25 protein-coding genes are annotated in these 22738 nt (G+C 36.3%); 9 read left to right on the top strand and 16 right to left on the bottom strand.

Going from position 1 to position 22738, the window contains the following annotated elements; genetic code table 11:
* Positions 1–96: 96 nt before the first annotated feature.
* A complete protein-coding gene (locus AC06G9_RS00260) occupies positions 97–1410 on the top strand; it encodes a hypothetical protein (protein WP_045754233.1) in 1314 nt (437 codons plus the stop codon).
* 49 nt (positions 1411–1459) lie between these two features.
* On the opposite strand, the gene AC06G9_RS00255 is transcribed toward AC06G9_RS00260, so the two are convergent.
* From AC06G9_RS00255 to rpmB, 9 genes are all read right to left on the bottom strand, one after another.
* A complete protein-coding gene (locus tag AC06G9_RS00255; RefSeq protein WP_045754232.1) occupies positions 1460–2290 on the bottom strand; it encodes an N-acetylmuramoyl-L-alanine amidase in 831 nt (276 codons plus the stop codon).
* Between the two features lie 304 nt (positions 2291–2594).
* The gene (gcvP, locus tag AC06G9_RS00250; protein WP_045754231.1) at positions 2595–5468 is read right to left on the bottom strand and encodes an aminomethyl-transferring glycine dehydrogenase; all 2874 of its coding nucleotides are present in this window, start codon (positions 5466–5468) and stop codon (positions 2595–2597) included.
* Between the two features lie 402 nt (positions 5469–5870).
* Positions 5871–9053, bottom strand: a complete 3183-nt coding sequence (locus AC06G9_RS00245; protein ID WP_293928845.1) for a TonB-dependent receptor — start codon at positions 9051–9053, stop codon at positions 5871–5873.
* A gap of 110 nt (positions 9054–9163) precedes the next feature.
* Complete coding sequence (gene bshC, locus AC06G9_RS00240; protein ID WP_260947649.1) at positions 9164–10753, bottom strand: bacillithiol biosynthesis cysteine-adding enzyme BshC; 1590 nt, start codon at positions 10751–10753, stop codon at positions 9164–9166.
* Positions 10754–10874: 121 nt separating this feature from the next.
* Positions 10875–12209 (bottom strand): 30S ribosomal protein S12 methylthiotransferase RimO, encoded by a 1335-nt coding sequence (gene rimO / locus AC06G9_RS00235; protein ID WP_094771833.1) that lies wholly within the window; start codon positions 12207–12209, stop codon positions 10875–10877.
* A 14-nt stretch (positions 12210–12223) separates the two neighbouring features.
* Positions 12224–13186, bottom strand: a complete 963-nt coding sequence (gene ftsY / locus AC06G9_RS00230; RefSeq protein ID WP_045754227.1) for a signal recognition particle-docking protein FtsY — start codon at positions 13184–13186, stop codon at positions 12224–12226.
* A 167-nt stretch (positions 13187–13353) separates the two neighbouring features.
* Positions 13354–13521, bottom strand: a complete 168-nt coding sequence (locus AC06G9_RS00225) for a DUF4295 domain-containing protein (RefSeq protein ID WP_084405346.1) — start codon at positions 13519–13521, stop codon at positions 13354–13356.
* A gap of 47 nt (positions 13522–13568) precedes the next feature.
* Positions 13569–13751, bottom strand: a complete 183-nt coding sequence (gene rpmG / locus AC06G9_RS00220) for a 50S ribosomal protein L33 (RefSeq protein WP_002998409.1) — start codon at positions 13749–13751, stop codon at positions 13569–13571.
* 81 nt (positions 13752–13832) lie between these two features.
* Complete coding sequence (gene rpmB, locus AC06G9_RS00215) at positions 13833–14066, bottom strand: 50S ribosomal protein L28 (RefSeq protein ID WP_045754226.1); 234 nt, start codon at positions 14064–14066, stop codon at positions 13833–13835.
* A gap of 216 nt (positions 14067–14282) precedes the next feature.
* Here rpmB and AC06G9_RS00210 point away from each other — a divergent pair, with 216 nt between their 5' ends.
* A complete protein-coding gene (locus AC06G9_RS00210; protein WP_045754225.1) occupies positions 14283–14507 on the top strand; it encodes a hypothetical protein in 225 nt (74 codons plus the stop codon).
* Positions 14508–14509: 2 nt separating this feature from the next.
* Positions 14510–15232: a DNA repair protein RecO gene (gene recO, locus AC06G9_RS00205; RefSeq protein ID WP_045754224.1), complete on the top strand. Its 723-nt coding sequence runs from the start codon at positions 14510–14512 to the stop codon at positions 15230–15232.
* 3 nt (positions 15233–15235) lie between these two features.
* On the opposite strand, the gene AC06G9_RS00200 is transcribed toward recO, so the two are convergent.
* From AC06G9_RS00200 to AC06G9_RS00190, 3 genes are all read right to left on the bottom strand, one after another.
* Positions 15236–15484, bottom strand: coding sequence for a hypothetical protein (locus tag AC06G9_RS00200; RefSeq protein ID WP_045754223.1), 249 nt, complete (start codon positions 15482–15484; stop codon positions 15236–15238).
* Entirely contained in the window at positions 15481–15795 is a 315-nt protein-coding gene (locus AC06G9_RS00195; protein ID WP_094771832.1) for a DUF2752 domain-containing protein, read from the bottom strand. The genes AC06G9_RS00200 and AC06G9_RS00195 overlap by 4 nt, the downstream gene beginning before the upstream one ends.
* Before the next feature lie 82 nt (positions 15796–15877).
* A complete protein-coding gene (locus tag AC06G9_RS00190; RefSeq protein WP_038695072.1) occupies positions 15878–16069 on the bottom strand; it encodes a cold-shock protein in 192 nt (63 codons plus the stop codon).
* A gap of 160 nt (positions 16070–16229) precedes the next feature.
* Here AC06G9_RS00190 and AC06G9_RS00185 point away from each other — a divergent pair, with 160 nt between their 5' ends.
* The 6 genes from AC06G9_RS00185 to gcvT all read left to right on the top strand — a co-directional run bounded on the left by AC06G9_RS00185 (position 16230) and on the right by gcvT (position 20544).
* Positions 16230–16937 (top strand): SIMPL domain-containing protein, encoded by a 708-nt coding sequence (locus AC06G9_RS00185; protein WP_248755101.1) that lies wholly within the window; start codon positions 16230–16232, stop codon positions 16935–16937.
* Positions 16937–17422, top strand: coding sequence for a DUF4112 domain-containing protein (locus AC06G9_RS00180; RefSeq protein ID WP_094771830.1), 486 nt, complete (start codon positions 16937–16939; stop codon positions 17420–17422). The genes AC06G9_RS00185 and AC06G9_RS00180 overlap by 1 nt, the downstream gene beginning before the upstream one ends.
* Before the next feature lie 78 nt (positions 17423–17500).
* Complete coding sequence (locus AC06G9_RS00175) at positions 17501–17869, top strand: DUF4359 domain-containing protein (protein WP_045754219.1); 369 nt, start codon at positions 17501–17503, stop codon at positions 17867–17869.
* Positions 17870–17875: 6 nt separating this feature from the next.
* Positions 17876–18559, top strand: a complete 684-nt coding sequence (locus AC06G9_RS00170) for a pseudouridine synthase (protein ID WP_094771828.1) — start codon at positions 17876–17878, stop codon at positions 18557–18559.
* Positions 18560–18561: 2 nt separating this feature from the next.
* Positions 18562–19380, top strand: a complete 819-nt coding sequence (locus AC06G9_RS00165; protein ID WP_293928862.1) for a DUF6929 family protein — start codon at positions 18562–18564, stop codon at positions 19378–19380.
* A gap of 84 nt (positions 19381–19464) precedes the next feature.
* Complete coding sequence (gene gcvT, locus AC06G9_RS00160) at positions 19465–20544, top strand: glycine cleavage system aminomethyltransferase GcvT (protein WP_045755529.1); 1080 nt, start codon at positions 19465–19467, stop codon at positions 20542–20544.
* Positions 20545–20588: 44 nt separating this feature from the next.
* Here the strand turns inward: gcvT and AC06G9_RS00155 are convergent, their stop codons facing one another.
* From AC06G9_RS00155 to AC06G9_RS00140, 4 genes are all read right to left on the bottom strand, one after another.
* Positions 20589–20813, bottom strand: a complete 225-nt coding sequence (locus tag AC06G9_RS00155) for a DUF6358 family protein (protein WP_293928863.1) — start codon at positions 20811–20813, stop codon at positions 20589–20591.
* A 372-nt stretch (positions 20814–21185) separates the two neighbouring features.
* Positions 21186–21500 carry a rhodanese-like domain-containing protein gene (locus AC06G9_RS00150; RefSeq protein WP_045754215.1) on the bottom strand — a complete coding sequence of 105 codons (315 nt, stop codon included), beginning with the start codon at positions 21498–21500 and terminating at the stop codon, positions 21186–21188.
* A gap of 170 nt (positions 21501–21670) precedes the next feature.
* Positions 21671–22168 carry a GNAT family N-acetyltransferase gene (locus AC06G9_RS00145; RefSeq protein ID WP_045754214.1) on the bottom strand — a complete coding sequence of 166 codons (498 nt, stop codon included), beginning with the start codon at positions 22166–22168 and terminating at the stop codon, positions 21671–21673.
* Positions 22165–22734: a hypothetical protein gene (locus tag AC06G9_RS00140; RefSeq protein WP_094771823.1), complete on the bottom strand. Its 570-nt coding sequence runs from the start codon at positions 22732–22734 to the stop codon at positions 22165–22167. The genes AC06G9_RS00145 and AC06G9_RS00140 overlap by 4 nt, the downstream gene beginning before the upstream one ends.
* Positions 22735–22738 lie beyond the last annotated feature (4 nt).

Genomic DNA, 22738 nt, shown 5'->3' with positions numbered 1-22738 from the left:
TTGATATCAAAATAACCCTATTATTATGAATTGATTAAATATCAGAGATTCAGCCATTCGTTTTCTCCACCCTATCATTTTTTGTACCTTTGCATGATGGTAAGAGAAATATTTGAAACCAAAAGAAAAGCACTTAAAATAAATCTAAACTCAGAGATTTACGGCACTTTTGCTGAAATTGGAGCCGGTCAAGAAGTCGCTCGTAATTTTTTCAATGCAGGAGCTGCATCGGGAACAATAGCCAAGACAATGTCTGCATACGATATGGCCTTCAGCGATGCCATCTACGGAGAAGAAGAAGATGGTCGATATGTAAGCCGCACCCGTTTAACAAAAATGTTAAAACATGAATTTGATCTATTGACAAAACGCTTACATGGTGAAAAATACTGCAATAAAAAATTCTTCGCTTTTGCCGATACCGTTACCACATTAAACTTCACAAAAACAAACGAACCACATGGTTGGATCGGTGTTAGATTTCAACATGAAGTAGATGGCCCTACCAATGATATCATTATACACGTCAGACTTCTTGATAGTGACAATCAGCTACAACAAAAAGTACTAGGCATCATTGGCGTCAATTTACTTTTTGCAGCCTATTACTATACTGATAACGTACAGACGATGATCGAGTCATTAGTTGACAATTTATCTGTTGGATCAGTAGAAATAGATCTTGTAAAAGTAAGTGGTCCTTTATTTGAAAATGTGAATGAAAGGCTTATTAACCTATATCTCATTGCAAAAGGATTTGCTAAAGCAGCTATCTTCAAACCAGATGGCAAAGCAGCACAGATCAAAGACTACCTTTACAAAAAGAATATCATTCTTTTAAGAACAAAATATAGACAAAAATCCCTGCCAAACTTTGACTTATTCAACCTTGCAGTTGATCAATTTAAAAAGAATACAGGAGCAACATCAGAAAATACAGTTGTACTGATTGAAGTACTGATGGGCAATGTGCTTGAAGAAGATCATATCATTACCGACAAAGATCTAGAAGAGTTCGCACATCGTGCCGAAGAACTGTGCTCAACAGGAAACAATATTATTGTCAGCAATTTTAGAAGGAATAATCACCTTGCAGAGTTTATCAATAATTTTAAACCAAAAAATATTGGTATTGCAACCAACGTTTCCAATTTAAAAAATATCTTTAATTCGGACAATTACAATAAGGAGCATTACACGAATGAGTTGCTTTCCTATATTTCAGGCATGTTTAACAAGAACATCAAATTGTATGCATATCCTTACTTATTGAAAAAGGAAAACAAGATTATTACGACACAAAATATGTCTGTTTCCGAAGAAGCAAAACCCCTATTCGATTTCCTAATTAAAAATGGCTACATCATAGACATCGAAAATTACGACATTAAATATGTGAAAACGGTGTAAACAACATCAGATATTAAACAATATAGGCTCCGAATGGAGCCTATATTGTTTATAAGAACTTTTTGTAGATCGAATATAAGATCTTCAGATCGTTATCCTTCAAGATGGCTACATTGGCATTACTCTGAATATAATGCTGTTTAAAAGCTTTTATCGCTGCATCTAAATTTTTAACATCATAACCAATAATTCTTAATGCCAATTTTGGATTGAAATCTATCGGCGGAGTCTCCAGATATTCATCGTACCAATATCCAAAACCTTTATCTGCTAACGTTTTCCAAGGAAAGCGTGAAGGGTCATTTTTTCGGGTAGGCGCCAAATCCATATGGCCAATGAAATTTGCCTGTGGAATATTGTATTTCACCTTCAGATATGACAATAATTCCGTCAGTGCATTGATCTGGGCATCAGTCCAGGGATCGGTAGTTCCATTATTATCTAATTCAATACCAATAGAAGAAGAATTCAGATCCGTATCATTTCCCCACTTGCCTATACCCGCATGATGCGCACGGTAATAATCATTGACCATCTGCACGACTTTACCAGTACGACCAACGACATAGTGCGCACTGACACCCGCTTTCTCAGAGTGAAAAGTACGTATCGTCTGTCCCAATGAATCCTGAGCCGTATGATGGATGACCACATAGTTTGGTTTGCGCATCCCAAAGTTTATGGATGCGATCCATTCTTTTTCAACGGATATCGGCAATTTACCAATAGCTTGGTTGATAACTGGAGTAGTAGCATATTCTTTGGCAAGGAGCTTTGCTTTTTTCTTATAGACTTTTTCAGTAGCCGCGTATTTACCTGTCGAACAGGAAGCAAATAGTGCTGTTATTACTAGAAAGGTTATTGTTGCTTTTATTTTCATTTTCAATGTGATTATTCGATGTGCACTTAACTCGTTTATCTCTAATTAATTCTCCGACAGCTTTTGCTACGCCTTATCAGCAAACGCCTACCTCAGTACAAACAAACTTAGATAAATTTGTTTTAAACAGTTATTAAATAACAGAAAATATCTTTTTAAATTTTACAGCGATATCCCCTTAGATACTCCACTGTTACCATATGCCTGCTGCATCAGTAAAATTTTATACTTAATCTCCAGATCATTTTATACAAAAAAGCCTTCATCTGATCAAATGAAGGCTTTTAACAAGAATATGCCTGGATTAAGCTTCAGCGTACTCCTCAATAGAAGGACATGAACAAATTAATGTTCTATCACCCTGTGAGTCGTTTACACGACCAACAGAAGGCCAAAACTTACGATCTTTCAAATAAGTCAAAGGATATGCAGCCGTTTGGCGAGAATAAGATTTCGTCCACTCGTCAGCGGTTACAACAGATGCAGTATGAGGTGCATTTTTCAACACGTTATCTACCTGATCAACATCCCCCAATTCAACCGCAGCAACTTCTTGACGAATAGCAATCAAAGCGTCACAGAAACGATCTAATTCCGCCTTAGATTCAGACTCCGTAGGCTCTACCATCAAAGTACCAGCCACAGGGAAAGAAACTGTAGGAGCATGGAAACCATAATCCATTAAACGTTTAGCAATATCCGCAACCTCAACACCTACATTTTTGTAAGAACGACAATCTAAAATCATCTCGTGTGCACAACGGCCATTTACTCCAGAATACAATACTGGGTAGTGGTTTTCCAAACGAGCTTTGATATAGTTTGCATTCAAAATAGCTGTTTTCGTAGCATTAGTCAATCCATCTGCACCCATCATTGCAATATAAGCATGCGAAATAATCAAGATCGATGCAGAACCAAACGGAGCAGCAGATACTGCAGTGATACCCTCAGCACCAGAAACTTCAACTACTTCGTGGTTTGGTAAGAAAGGAACTAAGTGTGCTGCCACACCAATTGGACCCATACCAGGACCACCACCACCGTGAGGGATACAGAATGTTTTATGTAAATTCAAGTGACATACGTCAGCACCAATACGACCTGGGCTAGTCAAACCAACCTGAGCATTCATATTAGCACCATCCATATATACCTGTCCACCATTTTCGTGGATAATTTCACAGATCTCAATGATAGGCTCTTCAAACACACCATGTGTTGACGGATAAGTCACCATGAATGAGTTCAAATTAGCCGCATGTTCTGCAGCTTTCGCTCTCAAATCTTCAACATCAATGTTACCACGATCATCACATTTAACAACGACAACTTTCAGTCCAGCCATAGAAGCTGAAGCAGGATTAGTTCCGTGCGCAGAAGCAGGAATTAAACAGATATTACGGTTATGATCTCCGCGGCTTTCGTGATAAGCACGAATCACCATTAAACCGGCATACTCACCTTGAGCACCAGAGTTTGGTTGGAAACTCATTTTAGCAAAACCCGTAATTTCAGATAACCACTCGTTCAACTCTCCGATCAACTGCATATAACCCGAAGTTTGGTCTGCAGGAGCAAATGGATGTAGACCACCGAAGTTAGACCAGGTAACTGGAGTCATCTCAGCAGTAGCATTCAATTTCATCGTACATGATCCCAATGGAATCATCGAGTGACATAATGATAAATCTTTAGCTTCCAAAGATTTGATGTAGCGTAACATCTCATGCTCAGAATGGTAGCTATTGAATATCGGGTGCGTTAAGTACTCAGAAGTACGAACCAAGTCAGCTGGCAACGCTGATGTCAGTGATGATTCAATAGATTCGAAATCAACATCTGCTATATTTTTTGCCTTAACTTTCGCAAATACTTTAACGATCGTTAAAATATCTTCATATGTCGTCGATTCGTCAATAGAGATACCAACTACCGAACCAACATAATGGAAGTTCATTTCATTGTTTAAAGCTTCAGATTTTAATCCAGCAACTTCACCTCCTAATTCGAAACGTACAGTATCAAAATAGTTTTTATTTAATTGTGTATAACCTAATTGTTGAACAGCTTGATCTAACAATTGAGTCAAATCATGAATACGGCTTGCAATATCTTTGATTCCCTGAGGACCATGGTACACTGCATAGAATGATGCCATGATCGCTAACAAAGCCTGTGCAGTACAGATGTTAGAAGAAGCCTTATCACGACGGATATGTTGCTCACGAGTTTGAAGTGCCATACGCAATGCATAGTTCCCGTTAGAATCAGTTGTAACACCAATAATACGACCAGGAATATTACGTTTGAAAGCATCTTTAGTTGCAAAAAATGCAGCATGAGGACCACCAAAACCCATTGGTACACCAAAACGTTGAGAATTACCCACAACAACATCAGCACCCCATTCACCCGGAGGAGTCAACAAAGTTAAACTCATCAAATCTGCAGCAGCACAAACAGTAATGTTTTTAGCGTGAGCGGCAGTAGTGAAAGCTTTATAATCAATGATAGAACCATCTCCAGCAGGATACTGAACAAATGCAGCAAATACATCATCCGTTAAACTATCTTCAGAAATAGCTTCAATACGAAGTTCAATCCCAAAAGATAATGCACGAGTTCTTAATACATCGATCGTTTGTGGATAAGCATTTTCAGAAACTAAGAAAACATGAGCATTTTTATTTTTACGAGCTGAGTAAAGCATAAACATACCTTCAGCAGCAGCAGTAGCCTCATCTAATAAAGACGCATTCGCGATCTCTAATCCTGTTAAATCACAAATAACAGTTTGAAAATTTAACAAAGCCTGTAGACGGCCTTGAGCAATTTCTGCTTGGTATGGCGTGTATTGTGTATACCATCCTGGATTTTCAAAGACATTTCTTTGAATAACACCTGGTAAAATCACATCAAAATAACCTTGTCCGATATAAGACTTGAACACTTTATTTTTTTCTGCAATTTGTTTTACCCTTTTCAAATAAGCGACTTCGCTTAAAGCAGCAGGCAATTGTAAAGCTTGTTTAGCACGAATCTGTGCAGGAACAGTTTGCTCAATAAGTTGGTCAAGCGAGTCAACGCCTAAAAATTCCAACATTTCTTTCGTTTCAACCGATCTTGGTCCGTTGTGACGATCTTCAAATTTTTCTTGAAAATGTATGTTACTCATGTGTGCAAAAAATTAATGCCTTTCGCTAGATTTTTACTTTTTTGGTTTTCTTAAAAATAATAGCAAAACAGCTGCTTTTTGGATGTGCAAAGATACATTTTTTAAAGTCCTAAAAAAAGCGGTTTATGATCGTAAAAATAATTATTAGAATACCTATACAAAACAATCGTTTGCGATCTCATTCTTAATCAAAATTTAAAGGCAATCTAGCACAGATAAACCCACCTGAAAACACCGTGCGTAACAACCTATAGTCATCCATGAAAAAGCCTTCAAAATCTTGCAAAAAAATTGTCACAATCAGCAGATTCAAATTTATCTTTAAAACCTCAAATCTGTACTACAAAAAACGGGGTGTTTCTTCATAATGAAGAAACACCCCGTTTTTTCTATTCAAAAAGATTAAAACGAATAGCGTAAGCCTAACTGAAATTGGTAAGGATTACCAGATGGATTGACCACACCTGTATTGTTCAAATTGTAATTAAATTGTTGTTTGACATTATCAAATGCAGGCAAAGCTGGATTTCCATTTGCAGCTTTTACACCCAATGAATATAGCGCTTGATTACCTAAAGATTCATTGACACCCCAAGTTTTCTTGAATAAATTGGCGACGTTAAACAGATCCGCAGATACTTCCAGTGCATGAGATTGATATAGATTAAACTTCTTCGCAATACGCAAATCGATTAGCCCATAAAAACCATTAATCCCTCCATTTCGCTGCGCCATAGCACCCTCATATTTTTTAATATATTCCTTTAAACTTTGACTCGCATTTGGATTGTTTAGCAATGCTTGCAGCCCATCAGCAAGGTTGGTTGGAGTCTTGCTACTATTTGGATCAAAGATATAGGCCAGATCATTATCTCCAGCAACAAAATCACCATTGATATTACCACCAGCCAGTAAACTATAACGTGTACCGCCGATACCAGAATAACGAACCCCTACGCTAACCCCATAAAATGTAGGCAATGTACCATAAATAACAACTTTTTTGCGGAATTGATTATTCGAGTAAGTCATATGGCTCAAATCCCTAGGATCATCTTTTACAGCTAAAGATAACGTTGCGGTATTGGCCACATTTCCGTTGTACGAAGTATTATCTTTAGCATCATTCCAGGTATAGCTCACCGAAATTGAACCATCCTTATAGTATTGGTAACTGGCGTCTAATACAACGGCAAATTGATTGACCTTACCTTCAGAATTTAACTCCAGTACACGACCAAATTTATTAGATATACGACCTTGTTTCCAATCAGACTCTCCATTTACGATAGCCGATAAGGGTACAAAGACCCCACGGTTATCCTCATTCTGCAATCTAAAGAATGGATCCTTCACCATGTTGCGATCGACATACATGTAATTGTTTCTTCCCAAATTCATATAAGCAGAAACTCCTACTTTCAATTTTTCGGTAAAGAAATGTGAATAAGACATATTTGCCTTATATACTACCGGTATTTTAGCATCTGGACCATAGGTATTAATGGTTGGAACTTGAAATTGTGCCAAAGTCGGAGTTGAAGAAGGATCTTGACGATATTTCACAAAATCTGGTGTAGGTACATCAGTACCACGAACATCAACCGTTGCAAAGTGCTTACCGTCAAATGTCAAATTATTGATCGTCATGTAATTATTTATGTCCGAAGCAAATATTCCTGCACCGATACGGAAGAAGTCTTTATGATTTTCATTCACATCCCATGTCATCTGAAAACGAGGCTGTATGACCAGAGATTTCAATTTATGATCCGTTCTAACCCCAACTTCTTTCAATAGCTCTTCATTTAACGGGGAAGTCGGATAATGTCCATAATCAAAACGCAAGCCCGCAACCAAATCCAGACCAGTGGCTAATTTGGATTGTAATTGTCCGTATGCTCCAGCATTAAAGATCTTACCAATAACTGTTGGATCGGCAACTAAAGGGACTTCTCTATAAAAATTATAGGCTTTTTGATCTTGAAAATTTTGAAGTGCAGTTCTGGAATCACTTGCTCCAAAGTGAAAGCGTCCGTTGACTTCGCTACCATATACAGAACTAGCATGCGTATACATCAGATCAACACCAAATGTATAATTGATCTTGTCGGTATTGTAGTATAGATTGTTAACTAATTGGAAGACATTGTTTTTAAAAGACTCTTGAGCAAAACGGTGTCCTCCTAACTGAGCAGTTGTTCTTAAATCATTAGTTCCCACTCGACTGACGATATTTTCTACGATCGCTCTTGGGATATTTTGACTTGGCAACTGATCACCAGGACTACTATTTTGATACGTATATAGATGCTGTAACTTCAGCTCATTGGTGATGTTTGATGAAACAGAAGTTCTCAATGTCGCTAAGAAGCTATTATCAATATTCTTGTCATTACCATACGATTCATAAAGAGTAATCGGTTTATTGTCCTGTAACCCCAATTTATTGATATCGCTAGTGAAATTATTGCGGATGGTCAGTAAATTACTATTATTGATCTGCCAGTCAATTCGACCAAACACGGCATCAGAATTTCTTTTTTTATCAAAAGAGCCAAACTGAGGGTCGTTGCTCACACCGTATTTTTGTCTACCGATATTAACAAATTCATTTAAATTTTCAGGTGAGATTTTAAAACGTTCCTCATCCAGAGTAGAAGTAATATCCGCTATAATCAACGGTCTAGCATCCTTTTGATGATCCCATGCAACAAAATAATGGAGTTTATCTTTAATAATTGGACCACCTAAGGTAAAACCATACTGATAAGTCGAAAAATCATTGGTCCTTTTTTTTCCATCAATCGTATAGGGACTAGATAACCAGTCTGCCCTTGAATAGATCCACGCACTTCCTTGTGTTTTATTGGTTCCCTGCTTCGTCACCGCACTAACAGTACCGCCTCCCGCTCGACCATAGGTGACATCATATTGATTGGTCACCACCTTAAATTCACGTACCGCTTCAATGGATATCGAAAACGGAGCACCACTTCGGCTTGTTGTAGAACCCGCAGATGTTGGATTTTTGGCATTCATCCCATCTATGGTAAAGTTGGTTGATGAACCAAGCTGCCCACCGATATTATCACCTTTACTCAAAGGCGACAAGTCCATTAAAGAAGTAAAGTTCCTTCCATTGACAGGTAGCTTTGCGATATCCTTTGCCGTTACAGAAGTTGCCGCACCCAAATTTTCAATTTGATTTTTCAAGGTGCTCACACCTCGCAATTCAACAGTCTCTAAAACATTCGATGCATTTTGAATGGGAATATGAACACGGATTAGATCCCCTTGATTTAAGTTATAGCCTTTTCTGATCTGTTCGCCATAACCGATATAGGTTACCTTAATTGTATAAGGACCGCCCAAAGGCAATTCTTTAAAATTATAATCACCATGAGCATTGGTAGATGTTTTGGTTGTAAAACCTGTCGATTCATTGCGAGCCTCGACCGAAGCTCCCTGTACCCCCACTGAATTTTCGTCCGTAATTTTTCCTGCAAAGCCAGCCTGTGTTGTCTGTGCATATAAACCCGATCCCATTACGGCTAAACATGTGGTTAGTAAAAATTCTTTCATCTAGTATTTCGTTACATTGTTATACGGCAAAACTAACGACCACCTGTTAACTAGAACTGAACTGTATGTTATCAAATTATAAATGAAAAAAGCCAGCTAAATGCTGGCTTTTAATATAATATAGTGAATTTAAAATCCAGAGGATTAAAATGTTTATATAACTCATCAAATAGGGAATCACCATATTTCACATAAAGTAAACCAAAGTTTTCGGACCTCTCTTGCAGGCCCCCTCCTGGGAATAGACGCTCTTTAATATGGTCAATATTTGACAATGCATCTTTATGATTACGCTTTTCAGCACGCATTAATTTTTTTTCCAAGTTATTGATGGCCTTTTTTAAGCGTGCTTTAATCGCTTCGGTACTTGGAGCAAGGCTTGGGTCGATCTTATGTGTGCGGAGTTTTATTTTACCAAAGATCGCATTCAGTTCCATCCACTCATCATTTAAATTCAAACGATGCTTGGTCTGTCTACGCACAAATTCTTTTTTAAGGATTTCACTATCTCGAAAGATACTTTTAAACGTAAGATCTTGTCTAAATATCTTAGAAACGACATTGTCCTCTGTGATCATCGCCGAATTGCGAGGGATCAGAATTGGAAAATCAATACCATATTGATCGAAATTAGCTTTTAACTGCATCCAATAGACCATCTCGGCACCACCACCAATATAAGCTAGGTTGGGCAATATGATCTCTTGATACATTGGACGCATCACCACATTGGGGCTAAAGCGCTCTGGATGAAGATCGATCTCTTGCTCCAATTCAGCTCTTGTAAAATATAGATCCTGATGGAGCACCTCATATCGACCATCGTCATTCAGCACGATACGCTCTCGATAATCATCTGTCAAATAAAAGAAATTGATTTCTCGAGCATGCACCTGTGTCGCAAATCCTGCTTCCTCCAATTCCTGAGACGTCTTTTCAATGGCCTTAAAGCTTTTTTCATTTAAAATATCATCGGCAATAATTGGTTTGAAAACAGCTTTAAGTTGCTCATCATCAGCATCAATGATCACTAATCCAAACTTCTTAAAAAGCTCATTGACCATATATCGGGTAGCATCCGCTAAATGCTCATGTTTAAGATAAGCATCTTCAATAATACGGGTGAGTTTACAAGAATTCTCAGAAAGTCCTAAAACACCATTATATTGTTTAACAGCCTCAACGATAGAGGCCGTATCCATCCTTCCTGTAGCCGATACCGCAGGGGTATCCCATACGATCTTCTTCCCTGAAAGTTTTGTATGATTGATTTCTGCAAAATCATGGTCCTCGGTAGCCATCCAATAGACCGGAACAAATTCCTTATCCGGAAACTTTACTTTTAGATCATCTGCCAGACGAATGGCTGTAATGATCTTAAATATAAAATAAAGAGGCCCAGTAAAAATATTAAGTTGATGTCCTGTCGTGATAGTATACGTATCTTCCAACAGTAACTTATCAATATGAGCAGAAACTTGAGGAGACGTTGTTAAGAGATCTCCATACTGCGCTTTTAGTCGGTCAACTAAAAGTGTACGCGAGAGAAAAGGTTTTTTTTCTTTAATCTGCTTTTCAAAACCAGCAACTGTAGGCCAATTTCCCACAAAAGGAGTTAAGGCCTGATCCTGATTTAAATAAGCAAGAAGTGTTTTAGAAAAGCTGTTGGTTTCACTATAGTCTATATAAGTTGCTTTCATTCGTAGTTACATTTGCACTAAACACAGATTAAGATACATAATTGCTATACAAAGTAAGCAAATTTATTTTCTCTGCGCACAAATGTACTGTTTACGAATAAAAGCAACAATTGGATCGTTATTATTTGACAATAGATCCATATAAATCAAAGTCTTCTGCACGGTCAACTTTTACCTGTACAAAGTCTCCGATACGGGCATAATTTGTTTTTGCATCAAGCACAACTTCGTTATCGACCTCAGGAGAGTCATATTCCGTTCTTCCGATAAAGTAATCACCATCAACACGGTCAATCAATACCTGATATGTATTGCCGATTTTCTCTTGATTAATTTCAAAAGATATTCCTTGTTGCACTTCCATGATCGCTTCTACACGCTCTTGTTTCACTTCATCAGGAACATTATCTTCCAAAGAGTGCGCATGTGTTTTTTCTTCATGTGAATACGTAAAACATCCCAAGCGATCAAAACGTGTTTCTTCAACCCATTCCAACATCTCTTGAAAATCTTGCTCCGTTTCATCAGGATAACCACAGATCAATGTCGTACGTAAGGCGATATTAGGAACTTTATCACGGATTTTATTAACCAGATCAATTTGTTTCTGCTTACTCGTACCACGACGCATCGAAGTCAGCATACGATCAGAAATATGTTGAAGAGGCATATCCAAATAATTACAGATATTAGAACGCTCGTTCATCGCATCAAGTATATCCATTGGGAAACCAGAAGGATAAGCATATTGCAAACGAATCCAATCGATCCCATCCACATCAGATAAATGGCGCATCAAATCAGAAAGATTACGTTTACCATAGATATCCAAACCATAATAGGTTAAGTCCTGTGCGATCAAAATCAATTCTTTAGTACCATTAGAAGCTAAGAACTTTGCCTCTTTTACTAAGTCATCAATAGATTTTGAGACGTGCTTGCCACGCATCAAAGGAATGGCACAGAATGAACATGGACGATTACATCCTTCGGCGATTTTAAAGTACGAATAGTGCGAGGGAGTCGTCAACATACGCTCACCCAACAATTCATGACGATAATCTGCACCAATAGATTTTAACAGATCTGGCAAATCATTTGTACCAAAATATCCATCTACATTTGTGATCTCAGACTGCAATTCAGGCTTATAACGCTCCGAAAGGCATCCTGTTACGATCACTTTATTTATTTTCCCTTCATCTTTCAATTCAGAGAACTGCAAGATGGTGTCGATGGACTCTTGTTTGGCATTATCGATGAAACCACAGGTATTGATGACAACGATATCGTTTTCTTGAATATTAGTCGCCTCGTGTACGACTTCAATTTGATTACCTTTTAATTGTCCCATTAAAACTTCACTATCGTGAATATTCTTAGAACAACCTAATGTAACCACATTTACACGAGGTTTTGATTTTGGCTCTACAGCCTTGCTATATTTTGTTTTCATACACTGGATGTGGATTACTTGAACAGCGAATCCACAAACTCTTTTTTGTTGAATAACTGTAAATCGCCGATTTTCTCACCGACACCAATATATTTTACAGGTATTTTAAATTGATCGGAAATGCCGATAACTACCCCACCTTTTGCGGTACCATCCAGCTTCGTCAATGCCAACGCATTGACATCTGTCGCTTGTGTAAATTGGGTACATTGTTCTATGGCATTTTGACCCGTCGAGGCATCCAAAACCAGTAGAATTTCATGCGGTGCACCAGGAACGACCTTCTGCATGACATTTTTTATTTTCCCCAATTCATTCATCAAGCCTACTTTATTATGAAGACGACCCGCAGTATCGATGATACATACATCATCGCCATTAGACACTGCAGATTGAACAGCATCATATGCCACAGAAGCAGGATCTGAACCCATAGCTTGCGCGACAACACGAACACCTACACGTTCACCCCAAAGTTTAATTTGCTCCACGGCAGCAGCACGAAAAGTATCTGCAGCTCCCAAAACAACTTTATTTCCTGCCGCTTTTAGCTGATGAGCAAGTTTTCCAATGGTCGTCGTTTTACCTACACCATTGACTCCCACCACCATAATGACGTAAGGCTTATGATTTCCGTATTCAAAATTTTCAAAATCTGAACTATTATTTTCTGCTAATAATTCTTGAATCTCTTCTTTCAATAGCGTATTAAGCTCTGATGTAGATACATATTTATCCCGTGCGACACGGGATTGAATACGATCGACAATTTTTAAAGTTGTCGTCACACCAACGTCTGAGGTTACCAATATTTCTTCCAAATTATCTAAAACATCATCATCGATAGTTGATTTACCAACAACTGCTTTTGTAATTTTAGAAAAGAAACCTTCTTTAGTCTTCTCCAAACTTTTATCTAAAGCTTCTTGCGCTTCAGGAGTTTCTTGTTTCTTCTTGAAAAAATCGAATAATCCCATTTATATATGTTCCGCTTATGAATACGTTATTATTTATCTTCGAATCAGTTTAAATACTGAGAGTCAAAGATAGATATTTGAAACCAACAAAAAAAGCCCTTTCGGTAGATACCAAAACGGCTATTTTTGAATTCTTTTTAAAGAAAAACTTTAAAAAAGGAAAATTACTAGTTATTTTTTGCAGCCTGTGCTAAAGTATCTTTTACTTTATCGTTGTGGATCATAGCCTCTTTGAAAGTATAAGCTCCAGTTTTAGCTGATTTAGTTGTAATAATAACCTTTGTATATTCTTTACCGCCACCTTTTTGTAACGATGCAACAGATTTCTTTGCCATGGTATTAATATTTTAACTTAGCGCCTACTCAGCAACCAAGATGTGAATTACTTAATTTCTTTGTGAACAGTAACTTTTCTCAATACTGGGTTGAATTTTTTCAATTCTAAACGCTCAGTAGTATTTTTCTTGTTCTTAGTAGTGATGTAACGAGACATTCCCGGAAGACCACTTTCTTTGTGTTCAGTACATTCTAAGATAACTTGTACTCTATTTCCTTTTTTAGCCATTGTTTTACTTTATTTTGAATCCTAAAAAATGATAGGATTGAAATTCATGAATGATATTTTATGCAACAGGCGAAAAATCAATTAGATTGATCCTTTTTTAATGAACTTACTGATAGCAGAAGTGATACCAATTTTGTTAATCGTTTTAATCGCCGAAGTCGAAACTTTTAATGTAATCCAACGATCTTCTTCTGGAATGAAGAAACGTTTTGTTTGCAAATTTGGGTAAAATTTACGTTTTGTTTTAGCGTTAGAATTAGATACATTATATCCATTCATTGCTGTTTTGCCTGTTAAATCACAAATTCTTGACATGATATTATGTTATTTTGTTGTCTTAATTTAAATATATCTTTTTGCAAAGAGTGTGCAAATATCTATATTTATTTTGTTAAATGCAACAATTTTAAGGATTTATTTTTAAAAAAATAAATATTCAGGTCTTAGTAATGGCAAAAATAATGCATTTAATTATATTATATTTGCTAAATCAAAGAAAATAGTTTTCAACAATTCACATTTGTAAACATTATGAATAAATATCTACGCCGAGGACTATTAGAAATTATACTTGCTATTTTACTCATTCTTTTGGGTTATTACCTCATGCAGTTAAAAAACAACTGGTATAGACCTGTCATGATTCTAGGCGTAATTTCATTTGCTATTGGATTCCTTCGTATCTTCTACCGACTGATTCGAAAAATCGATAGAACCAGTCTACTAGAAATGCGAAAAGGAAAAAAGAACAATTAAATATGCTTCATAAAACAAGAGGAATAGTATTAAAATCGACCAATTATTCTGAAAGTAGTGTTGTTGCACAAATCTATACAGAACATTTTGGTTTGCAGTCGTATCTGGTCAATGGTGCCCGCAAACCAAAAGCAAAAATTAGATCCGGCTTTTTACAAGCATTGCATCCCTTAGATATGGTTGTAACTTTTAAAGAAAACAACAGCCTACATCGCATCACTGAAGCCCATCAAGTACCTCCTTTAAAAACGATCCCCTATGATATCGTTAAAAGCTCACTAGCGATGTTTCTCAACGAGGTGCTCTATAAAATATTACGGGAACAGGCAGGAGATCCTTATCTATTTGAATATCTTTTCAGAGCTATCCTATGGCTGGATGAATCCGAAACAAATCTGGCTAACTTTCATTTGGTATTTTTAATTAACTTGAGTAGATTCTTAGGATTTTATCCTGTTGAATCCACAAAAGATTATCCTTACTTTAATTTAGAAGCAGCCACATTCTCCAATCAACTACCTGAGCACCCTTATGTACTGCAAGAACCGCACACTTCCCTGTTTAGAAAATTGATGGCTACAGAATTCAATTATTCTGAAAAAATCAAGATGAGCACAAAAGACCGTCAAATACTTTTAGAAAAAATAATTGATTTTTACAGACTGCATCTGACCAATTTCAAAGAAATAAAATCGCTTTATATCTTAGAAGAGATATTTCATTGATCCCTAAAAAATACCACCACCGACAAGCAATCGAAAGCCACCCAGCACAATAGCTATCGCACATAGAATGATACCCGTCTTTGGCTGGTTATTCGGCTGTATCGTGACATCATTATAAGCGATCAGACTGACGATAAGACCAACAACGGCGAAAGGTATATTAAGCCAATTTAACCACCCTAGACAGGGTATAAATGCAATCAACATCCCGATTAAGGATAGGATACCCAATACTAATCCAGCAATTCTCATATTTTTTTTAGGTTTATAATTTTTTCTATTATAAAGATAATAGAATTTATGAAAATCAACGAAAACAAAATCACACTACCCCCATTAAATTGTTGTGCGACGACAAACTGTCCCTCCTTGATACTCAGAAAGGCGCGAGTCATACCACAAAGAAAACAGGTAGATCCTTTCAACTTGGAAGGACATACCGGAGCAGTAGCAAGTAATAGCGAATTATCTAACAGATAGAACAGCACTAAAAAAAGAATAAGAAAGATTGAAATGATGGTCCAAGAAATATACAGGGCTTTTCGATACTCATTCGATTTCATAACAGGCAAAATGGAGTTATAAAAAAACCCGATTTCGTTCGGAAATCGGGCTTTTCTACAATAAATATATCTTAAAATCTGATTAGATAACTTTTACATTTACCGCATTAAGACCTTTACGACCTTGTTCAACTTCGTAAGAAACGTTGTCATTTTCACGAATTTTGTCTACTAAACCAGAAACGTGAACGAAAATTTCGCTCTCGCCTGAATTTGGAATGATGAAACCGAAACCTTTGGTTTCATTAAAGAATTTTACTACTCCTTCTTGCATTGTTTATTGTATTAAATTTCTTAAAGATATTTAAAAAAAATCAAAATCCTTAAACTTTTTAATTTTTTTTCCATTAAACTACTTCGCACAAACTGCGTCTACATCAATAGAAACAAACAATGGATCGATTTTTGAAAACAAGTATTAAAATAGAAAAGATATGAAAAAATTATTGTTAGGATTAATGCTATTTGCATCTGTACACAGTTTACAAGCACAACAAATGATGAATAAAGATATGGTCAGTACCATCGGAAGAGCGGAAGAAGAAGTTACTCCAGATATTATTTATATAAATGTCACTTTGAAAGAATTTTATCAAGATGGCAACATGAAGAAAAAAGTAACGATCGAAAATTTGGAAAAACAATTATTTCAATCTGCAACAAATATAGGTGTTGAGAAAAAAGATTTTACGATCCAAAACATTTACAGCACCAATTATACGACTAAAAAGAAAAAAGAAACAGATATTTTGCTATCTCGCCAATACCGTATCAAAGTAACCCAATTAAATAAGTTAAATGATTTATTCGACGGAGTTGATGCCGCAGGCATTCAAAGTACAGTGATCAGCGAACTTGATTATTCAAAAAAGAAAGAATTGGAGAAAACATTAAAAGTAAAAGCGGTTAAAGATGCCATGGACAATGCCAAAATCTTAGCCGAAGCTGCTGGTCAAAAAGTTGGTAAAGCAATTCTTTTATCAGAAAGTCCACAGATGATCTATTTCAATTCACCTCGTGTAATGTCAGCATCATTCAAGTCAGGAGCAATGGAATCTGACCAAGCTGCTGAAAACTTAGATTTAGACATTAAACCAATCAAAATTACAAGTGAAGTGAATGCATCTTTTGAAATATTGTAATGAAGAGAAATCTATCTTTAGCTGACAAAGAAAAAAGAAGAGACCACGATTTCGGATGGGTCGAAAGGCTATCTTGGCTGATGGACAATAACTTTCAGATAGCTGGATTCCGCTTTGGTCTTGATCCGATTCTTAACTTTGTACCTTTTGCAGGAACAATTGCCAGCTTTGGAACTTCATTTGTTCTAGTAATGGTCATGTGGAGAAATGGTGCCAGTTCAAAACTGGTCGTCAAGATGCTCATCAATATTTCAGTTGATGCAATTTTTGGAGCCATACCCGTTTTTGGGAATGTGTTTGACTTTTTTAATAAAGCCAATACCAAGAACATTAAATTGATGAAAGAGCATTATTACGAAAACAAACATCAAGGATCTGCCATTTGGCTACTATTAGGAATTTTAACAATTATACTCGTGTTTTTTGTAGGGACTATTTACTTCCTATGGATCGCCGGAGAATGGGTTTGGAATTTATTTTTTTAACACCCTGTATATTAAGATGACAAAATAGCGTTTATATGAAAGTATAAACGCTATTTTTGTACCTACAACTCCGTAAATATGAATAAAAAAAGAATTTTTATATGGTTAATCCTCATTGTTGCTGTTGTCGCAATTTGGACAAATCCAAAAAAAGAACAACATGAGATCGTTGTAAAACAAAAAGCCGAATATTTACTAAAAAAACAATTAGGAAAAAAAGAACAAGGAATATTTGATTTGGGAATGCAATTATTAGGGAGGGATGTCGTACAAGATTTCGTTTCAAAAAATGTGGTCGTAACAAATTATTATCTGTTCTCATTAACAAAGATTAAATGGGACGGCAAAGATAATACCATCGGTATCGGTGCTTTTGATCATATTTGGTTAAGCCCTAAAATTGATGAAAAAGCAGATGAAATAATCGCCCATATCAAAACAAGATAATGCCATATGTTAGAAATACTATACCAAGACGAAGATATTATTGCGATTAATAAACCACATGGCCTGCTCGTCCACCGTTCTTCTATTGCACGGGACGCATCCGAATTTGCGCTTCAACTGCTAAGAGATCAAATTGGTCAGCCCGTGTACCCTGCGCATCGACTAGACCGAAAGACTGCCGGCATACTCTTATTTTCGTTAAATAAAGAAACGGACAAAGAGCTCCAACAACTCTTTCAAAACCAGCTCGTAGATAAAAGATATATCGCTGTCTTAAGAGGTCATGCTCCCGAAGAAATGCTTATTGACTATCCGCTAAAAAAAGATAATGGCGTCATGCAGGAAGCACAAACCAATTTCAAAACCATCGCTAAAGCAGAACTGCCATTCTCGTCAGGAAAATTTCCAACCTCACGCTATAGTTTGGTTGAAGCTAATCCGACGACAGGAAGAATGCATCAATTAAGAAAACATTTTGCACACATCTTCCATCCGATTATTGGGGACCGTCCACATGGATGTAATAAACAAAATAAATTTTGGAAGGAAAATTTTGAAATGGATACCATGATGTTACATGCTTCGGAAATAACATTTAAACATCCGAAGACGCAAAATATAATAACTATACAGGCAGGATTACAACCCGAATTTCAGCGAGTTTTGACCTTGTTAAATCTTGAAAACTGACGATGAAAAATTTAATTTTAGACTTTTTCTTAACTATAACTGGGATTAGTGCTGCCTCGGGATTGATCTATCAAAATAACCATCTTTACTTAATTGCAGATAATAGCCAATATTTATATGATTTTTCATTAGACAACCGCCAATTATCCAAAATCCAACTGGATAAAACCTGTGGCGATTTAGAAAATATTGCTAAAGCTAAAAAACCAGATTTTGAAGCCATTGCATTCGATCAAAATCGATTTTACATCTATGGATCAGGATCAACTTTCAATCGTAATATCCGCCTTACTTATCAAAAAGAAGTGCATACAGAAGACTTCAGTAAAGTATACCATGATCTCCAGCAGAAATTTCAGGTAGATCAAGATAATTTTAATATTGAGGGAGTTATTCATACGAATGATGAAATTTGGCTTTTTAACCGTGGAAATGGTCAAAAGGCCCAAAACGGTATTTTCAAGATCAATAAGCTGAATCATCACGAAAGCAGTTTCAGTGCCGTGTCTCTCCCCTTGATTGATCAAGTTCAAACCGCTTTTACAGATGCCATACTCGTAGATGATACCGTTTACTTTATCGCAGCAGCTGAGGCTTCAAATTCGACCTATCTGGATGGAGAAATCGCAGGAACCATACTAGGCAAATTCAAAAGAAACGATTTGAAGAGCCTCGATACCATTCATATCCCAGGTAAGCATAAATTTGAAGGGATAACTTTAAAAGAACAGGGAAATGGGAAATTGACGTTTTTACTTTGTGAGGACAAAGATGATGATAAAGCAGAGACTGTGATTTATTCATTGACATTAGATCAGTAAATCGATTGCACAAATACTAAACTTTAAGCTAAAATCAATGTTTAATTTGTAAATTTGTAAATAAATAAAACTTATCGTATTATGATCAAAAATACTGCCCTTACGGATACGCATATCGCTTTAGGAGCGAAAATGGTACCTTTTGCAGGTTTCAACATGCCCGTTCAATATTCGGGCATCAATGATGAACACGAAACTGTTCGTACAGGTGTAGGTGTGTTTGACGTGAGTCACATGGGCGAATTCATTCTAAAAGGAGAGAAAGCGCTAGACCTCATTCAGGCAGTTTCTTCTAATGATGCTTCCAAGTTATATGATGGTAAAGTACAATATGGCTATCTTCCTAATGAAACTGGTGGTATAGTAGATGACTTTTTAACTTACCGCATCGACCAAAACACATATTTTCTTGTTGTAAACGCTTCCAATATTGAAAAAGACTGGAATTGGATCACAAAATACAACAGCTTTGGTGTTGACATGAAAAACATCTCTGATGAGACTTCTCTTTTTGCTGTACAAGGTCCAAAAGCAGCTGATGCATTACAGTCTTTAACAGATATCGAACTTGCTTCAATGGAGTATTATTCTTTTGCTAAAGGCAAATTTGCTGGAGTGGAGAATGTATTGGTATCTGCTACGGGATATACAGGTGCAGGTGGCTTTGAAATCTACGTTGCTAATGAAGATGCTCAAAAAGTATGGGATGCGATTTTCGAAGCTGGTGCTCCTTACGGGATTAAACCAATTGGTTTAGGTGCTCGTGATACCCTGCGCTTAGAAATGGGATTCTGTCTATATGGTAATGATATCGATGATACAACTTCTCCGTTAGAAGGTGGATTAGGATGGGTAACAAAATTCACGAAAGAATTTGTCAACTCAGCTAATCTAAAAGCTGAAAAAGAAGCTGGTATCAAGAAAAAATTAGTTGGATTTGAAATGATTGATCGCGGTATTGCCCGTCATGACTATGAAATCGTAGACGCCGAAGGAAATAAAATCGGCCGTGTTACTTCTGGAACACAGTCTCCTACATTAAAAAAATCAATCGGTTTAGGCTATGTAGATAATGCTTTCGCTAAAGAAGGTACAGAAATCTTCGTCAGTATACGCAACCAAAGTATAAAAGCAAAAGTGGTTAAACCACCATTTGTAAAATAATATTAATAAAAAGGGCTATCCAAAAATAGCCCTTTTTATTAATATTATTTTATCTTTTCCTGCCCTTGTCTTCTCCGCGCTTCTTCATTTTTTAAGTCTATTTGTACTTTTTTAAACAGCACACGCTTAAAATAAATAAAAACCACCAAGAGCGCTATTGAAATACCACATACTAAGATATTTCCGGCTTCGTAAGACTTATAGCCATAGTAGACTGCTCCTACGATCAATAAGTTGATAACGATATTTAAAATAAAATTTTTTGTCATAATATTAACTTCTACCAATTACCTTCTTCCTAAATTTGAAAAAGTAAAATATACCTGCAATTATATTAAAAAATATAATGAATAGTGCCATAAGCATCCGCTCAGTATTTGAAATACGACCAGAAAATATAATCTCCCGTAATGCTAATACGACCCAAATTAAAGAAAGTAATAACGATATACTGAAAAGTATTGGAAAAATTTCGAAATGAAATAATTTTGAGCCCAGTGAAATGCTATAAAAAGCAAGACTAAACAAAAATGCTTGTTTAGTCTGATGCTCGTAGTTTTTCATTAAATATGATTTGTTAATGGTAAACCTATACCGTTATTGATTTCCGGAACGAAAAGCATAACGCAGCTAGATTCATATTAATACACGTCTATCTCAGGATCAATCTCTTCTTTCCATGCAAGAATACCACCTTTTAAGTTTGACAAATTGTCAAAACCTTGTTGTTCCAACATCATTACTGCTTGAGCCGAGCGCTTTCCTGAGCGGCATTGAACAACAACGGGTTTATCTTTAGCAATTTTATCGACTTCAATTAAGATTCCAGATAAAGGAATATTCAATCCTCCCAAATTAGAAACCTCATATTCAAATGTTTCACGGACATCAATTAATTGAAAATCTTCATTATTATCAATTTTTGATTTAAGTTCTTCTACTGTTACTTCTTTCATGATGATTACAATTTATATCAAACTTAGATAAATTGCTTTTTATATGCAACATAATTTTGTCACATATAAAAACAATTTATGTTCTCTCCTCTGCCATTAAAAGCGATTAATTCATATAGAAAATATACTACTTAAGAGAAAAGATAATCCTTAATTCCCAAAATTAACCGCTAAAGAGTAAGGTCTTTTTGCATGACATAATCATCCAAAACATAACCATGATAAGGGATATCAACCGTTTCAGTGATCAAAAAGCCCTGCTTTAAATAAAAATAATAAGCTGGATTATTCCGGTTTACATTAAGTTCTAATCGTTTCAGATCCTTTGATTTGGCCAACTGCGCTACAAAATCCAGCAGCAGCTTTCCATATCCTCTACCCTTAACCTCAGCCAAAAGATAAAGTTTTTCTATTCTCATAATAGCCTGTTCCCTCACTTGAACAGAAACAAATCCTTTCGCTACAGCATCTTCATACAGCACATAAAAATCTTGACCACCAACCATTAAAGCTCGAATCGCTTCAACAGTGTAGTTTTTGTTCAACATAAAATCAATTTGTTCCGTTGTCAAAATTGCCGGATAAGTTTCCCAATAGCTTTTCTTTCCAATTTCACTAATCGATGTCGCTTCTGTTGCTCCAGCGAACTTGATACTTACCGTACTCATAGTTTTTCTGTCAATAAACAAAATTGTGGTGCTGAAAATCTGATACTAAAAAAACCATCGTTGATCGTTTCAAAATGATTTTCTCCTATTCTATTTAATCCGCTTGTTGCCAGATCACACCATGCAGGTTCGATGAAAAGATGATCACCAGAAGGCATCCATTTCTCAAATCCGGACTGAACAAAGATAGTCCTCTTATCATCATGCAACCAGACAAGATCAATCTCTTGGACAAAACTTTCCAATATCTCTTGATCAAACCCCGATCCTAATATATTAACCGCTTTATACCCTTCTGCAATAAGATAGCGCAAAGCGCTGGCGATATAATTTACGTCATAAAGAACAGTCTTGACATGTTCTTGCGGTAGATCAATCGGCACTTGGGTAAATATGACATCCACCTTGTATGCCTGCGAAGTAACCGCTTCGTACGAATTAACATCCGTAACGATCGTTGGCGACCATTCCAAAAGTTGGCCAACAAGTTCTTCATCGATACTATAAAAATCGGTTATAAGTAATGCAGGCTCCTGCCTTTCTCGAACAATATGATGTGACGACATATGT

This window comes from Sphingobacterium sp. MAE (assembly GCF_056711605.1).
The sequence above is the reverse complement of the archived record's forward strand: the minus strand, read 5'-3'. Positions and strand labels throughout refer to the sequence as shown.

Bases quoted from the DNA above. Each gene is read 5' to 3' on its own strand.
- AC06G9_RS00260 (WP_045754233.1), top strand. From the start codon at position 97: ATGGTAAGAGAAATATTTGAAACCAAAAGAAAAGCACTTAAAATAAAT.
- AC06G9_RS00255 (WP_045754232.1), bottom strand. From the start codon at position 2,290: ATGAAAATAAAAGCAACAATAACCTTTCTAGTAATAACAGCACTATTT.
- gcvP (WP_045754231.1), bottom strand. From the start codon at position 5,468: ATGAGTAACATACATTTTCAAGAAAAATTTGAAGATCGTCACAACGGA.
- AC06G9_RS00245 (WP_293928845.1), bottom strand. From the start codon at position 9,053: ATGAAAGAATTTTTACTAACCACATGTTTAGCCGTAATGGGATCGGGT.
- bshC (WP_260947649.1), bottom strand. From the start codon at position 10,753: ATGAAAGCAACTTATATAGACTATAGTGAAACCAACAGCTTTTCTAAA.
- rimO (WP_094771833.1), bottom strand. From the start codon at position 12,209: ATGAAAACAAAATATAGCAAGGCTGTAGAGCCAAAATCAAAACCTCGT.
- ftsY (WP_045754227.1), bottom strand. From the start codon at position 13,186: ATGGGATTATTCGATTTTTTCAAGAAGAAACAAGAAACTCCTGAAGCG.
- AC06G9_RS00225 (WP_084405346.1), bottom strand. From the start codon at position 13,521: ATGGCAAAGAAATCTGTTGCATCGTTACAAAAAGGTGGCGGTAAAGAA.
- rpmG (WP_002998409.1), bottom strand. From the start codon at position 13,751: ATGGCTAAAAAAGGAAATAGAGTACAAGTTATCTTAGAATGTACTGAA.
- rpmB (WP_045754226.1), bottom strand. From the start codon at position 14,066: ATGTCAAGAATTTGTGATTTAACAGGCAAAACAGCAATGAATGGATAT.
- AC06G9_RS00210 (WP_045754225.1), top strand. From the start codon at position 14,283: ATGAATAAATATCTACGCCGAGGACTATTAGAAATTATACTTGCTATT.
- recO (WP_045754224.1), top strand. From the start codon at position 14,510: ATGCTTCATAAAACAAGAGGAATAGTATTAAAATCGACCAATTATTCT.
- AC06G9_RS00200 (WP_045754223.1), bottom strand. From the start codon at position 15,484: ATGAGAATTGCTGGATTAGTATTGGGTATCCTATCCTTAATCGGGATG.
- AC06G9_RS00195 (WP_094771832.1), bottom strand. From the start codon at position 15,795: ATGAAATCGAATGAGTATCGAAAAGCCCTGTATATTTCTTGGACCATC.
- AC06G9_RS00190 (WP_038695072.1), bottom strand. From the start codon at position 16,069: ATGCAAGAAGGAGTAGTAAAATTCTTTAATGAAACCAAAGGTTTCGGT.
- AC06G9_RS00185 (WP_248755101.1), top strand. From the start codon at position 16,230: ATGAAAAAATTATTGTTAGGATTAATGCTATTTGCATCTGTACACAGT.
- AC06G9_RS00180 (WP_094771830.1), top strand. From the start codon at position 16,937: ATGAAGAGAAATCTATCTTTAGCTGACAAAGAAAAAAGAAGAGACCAC.
- AC06G9_RS00175 (WP_045754219.1), top strand. From the start codon at position 17,501: ATGAATAAAAAAAGAATTTTTATATGGTTAATCCTCATTGTTGCTGTT.
- AC06G9_RS00170 (WP_094771828.1), top strand. From the start codon at position 17,876: ATGTTAGAAATACTATACCAAGACGAAGATATTATTGCGATTAATAAA.
- AC06G9_RS00165 (WP_293928862.1), top strand. From the start codon at position 18,562: ATGAAAAATTTAATTTTAGACTTTTTCTTAACTATAACTGGGATTAGT.
- AC06G9_RS00155 (WP_293928863.1), bottom strand. From the start codon at position 20,813: ATGACAAAAAATTTTATTTTAAATATCGTTATCAACTTATTGATCGTA.
- AC06G9_RS00150 (WP_045754215.1), bottom strand. From the start codon at position 21,500: ATGAAAGAAGTAACAGTAGAAGAACTTAAATCAAAAATTGATAATAAT.
- AC06G9_RS00145 (WP_045754214.1), bottom strand. From the start codon at position 22,168: ATGAGTACGGTAAGTATCAAGTTCGCTGGAGCAACAGAAGCGACATCG.
- AC06G9_RS00140 (WP_094771823.1), bottom strand. From the start codon at position 22,734: ATGTCGTCACATCATATTGTTCGAGAAAGGCAGGAGCCTGCATTACTT.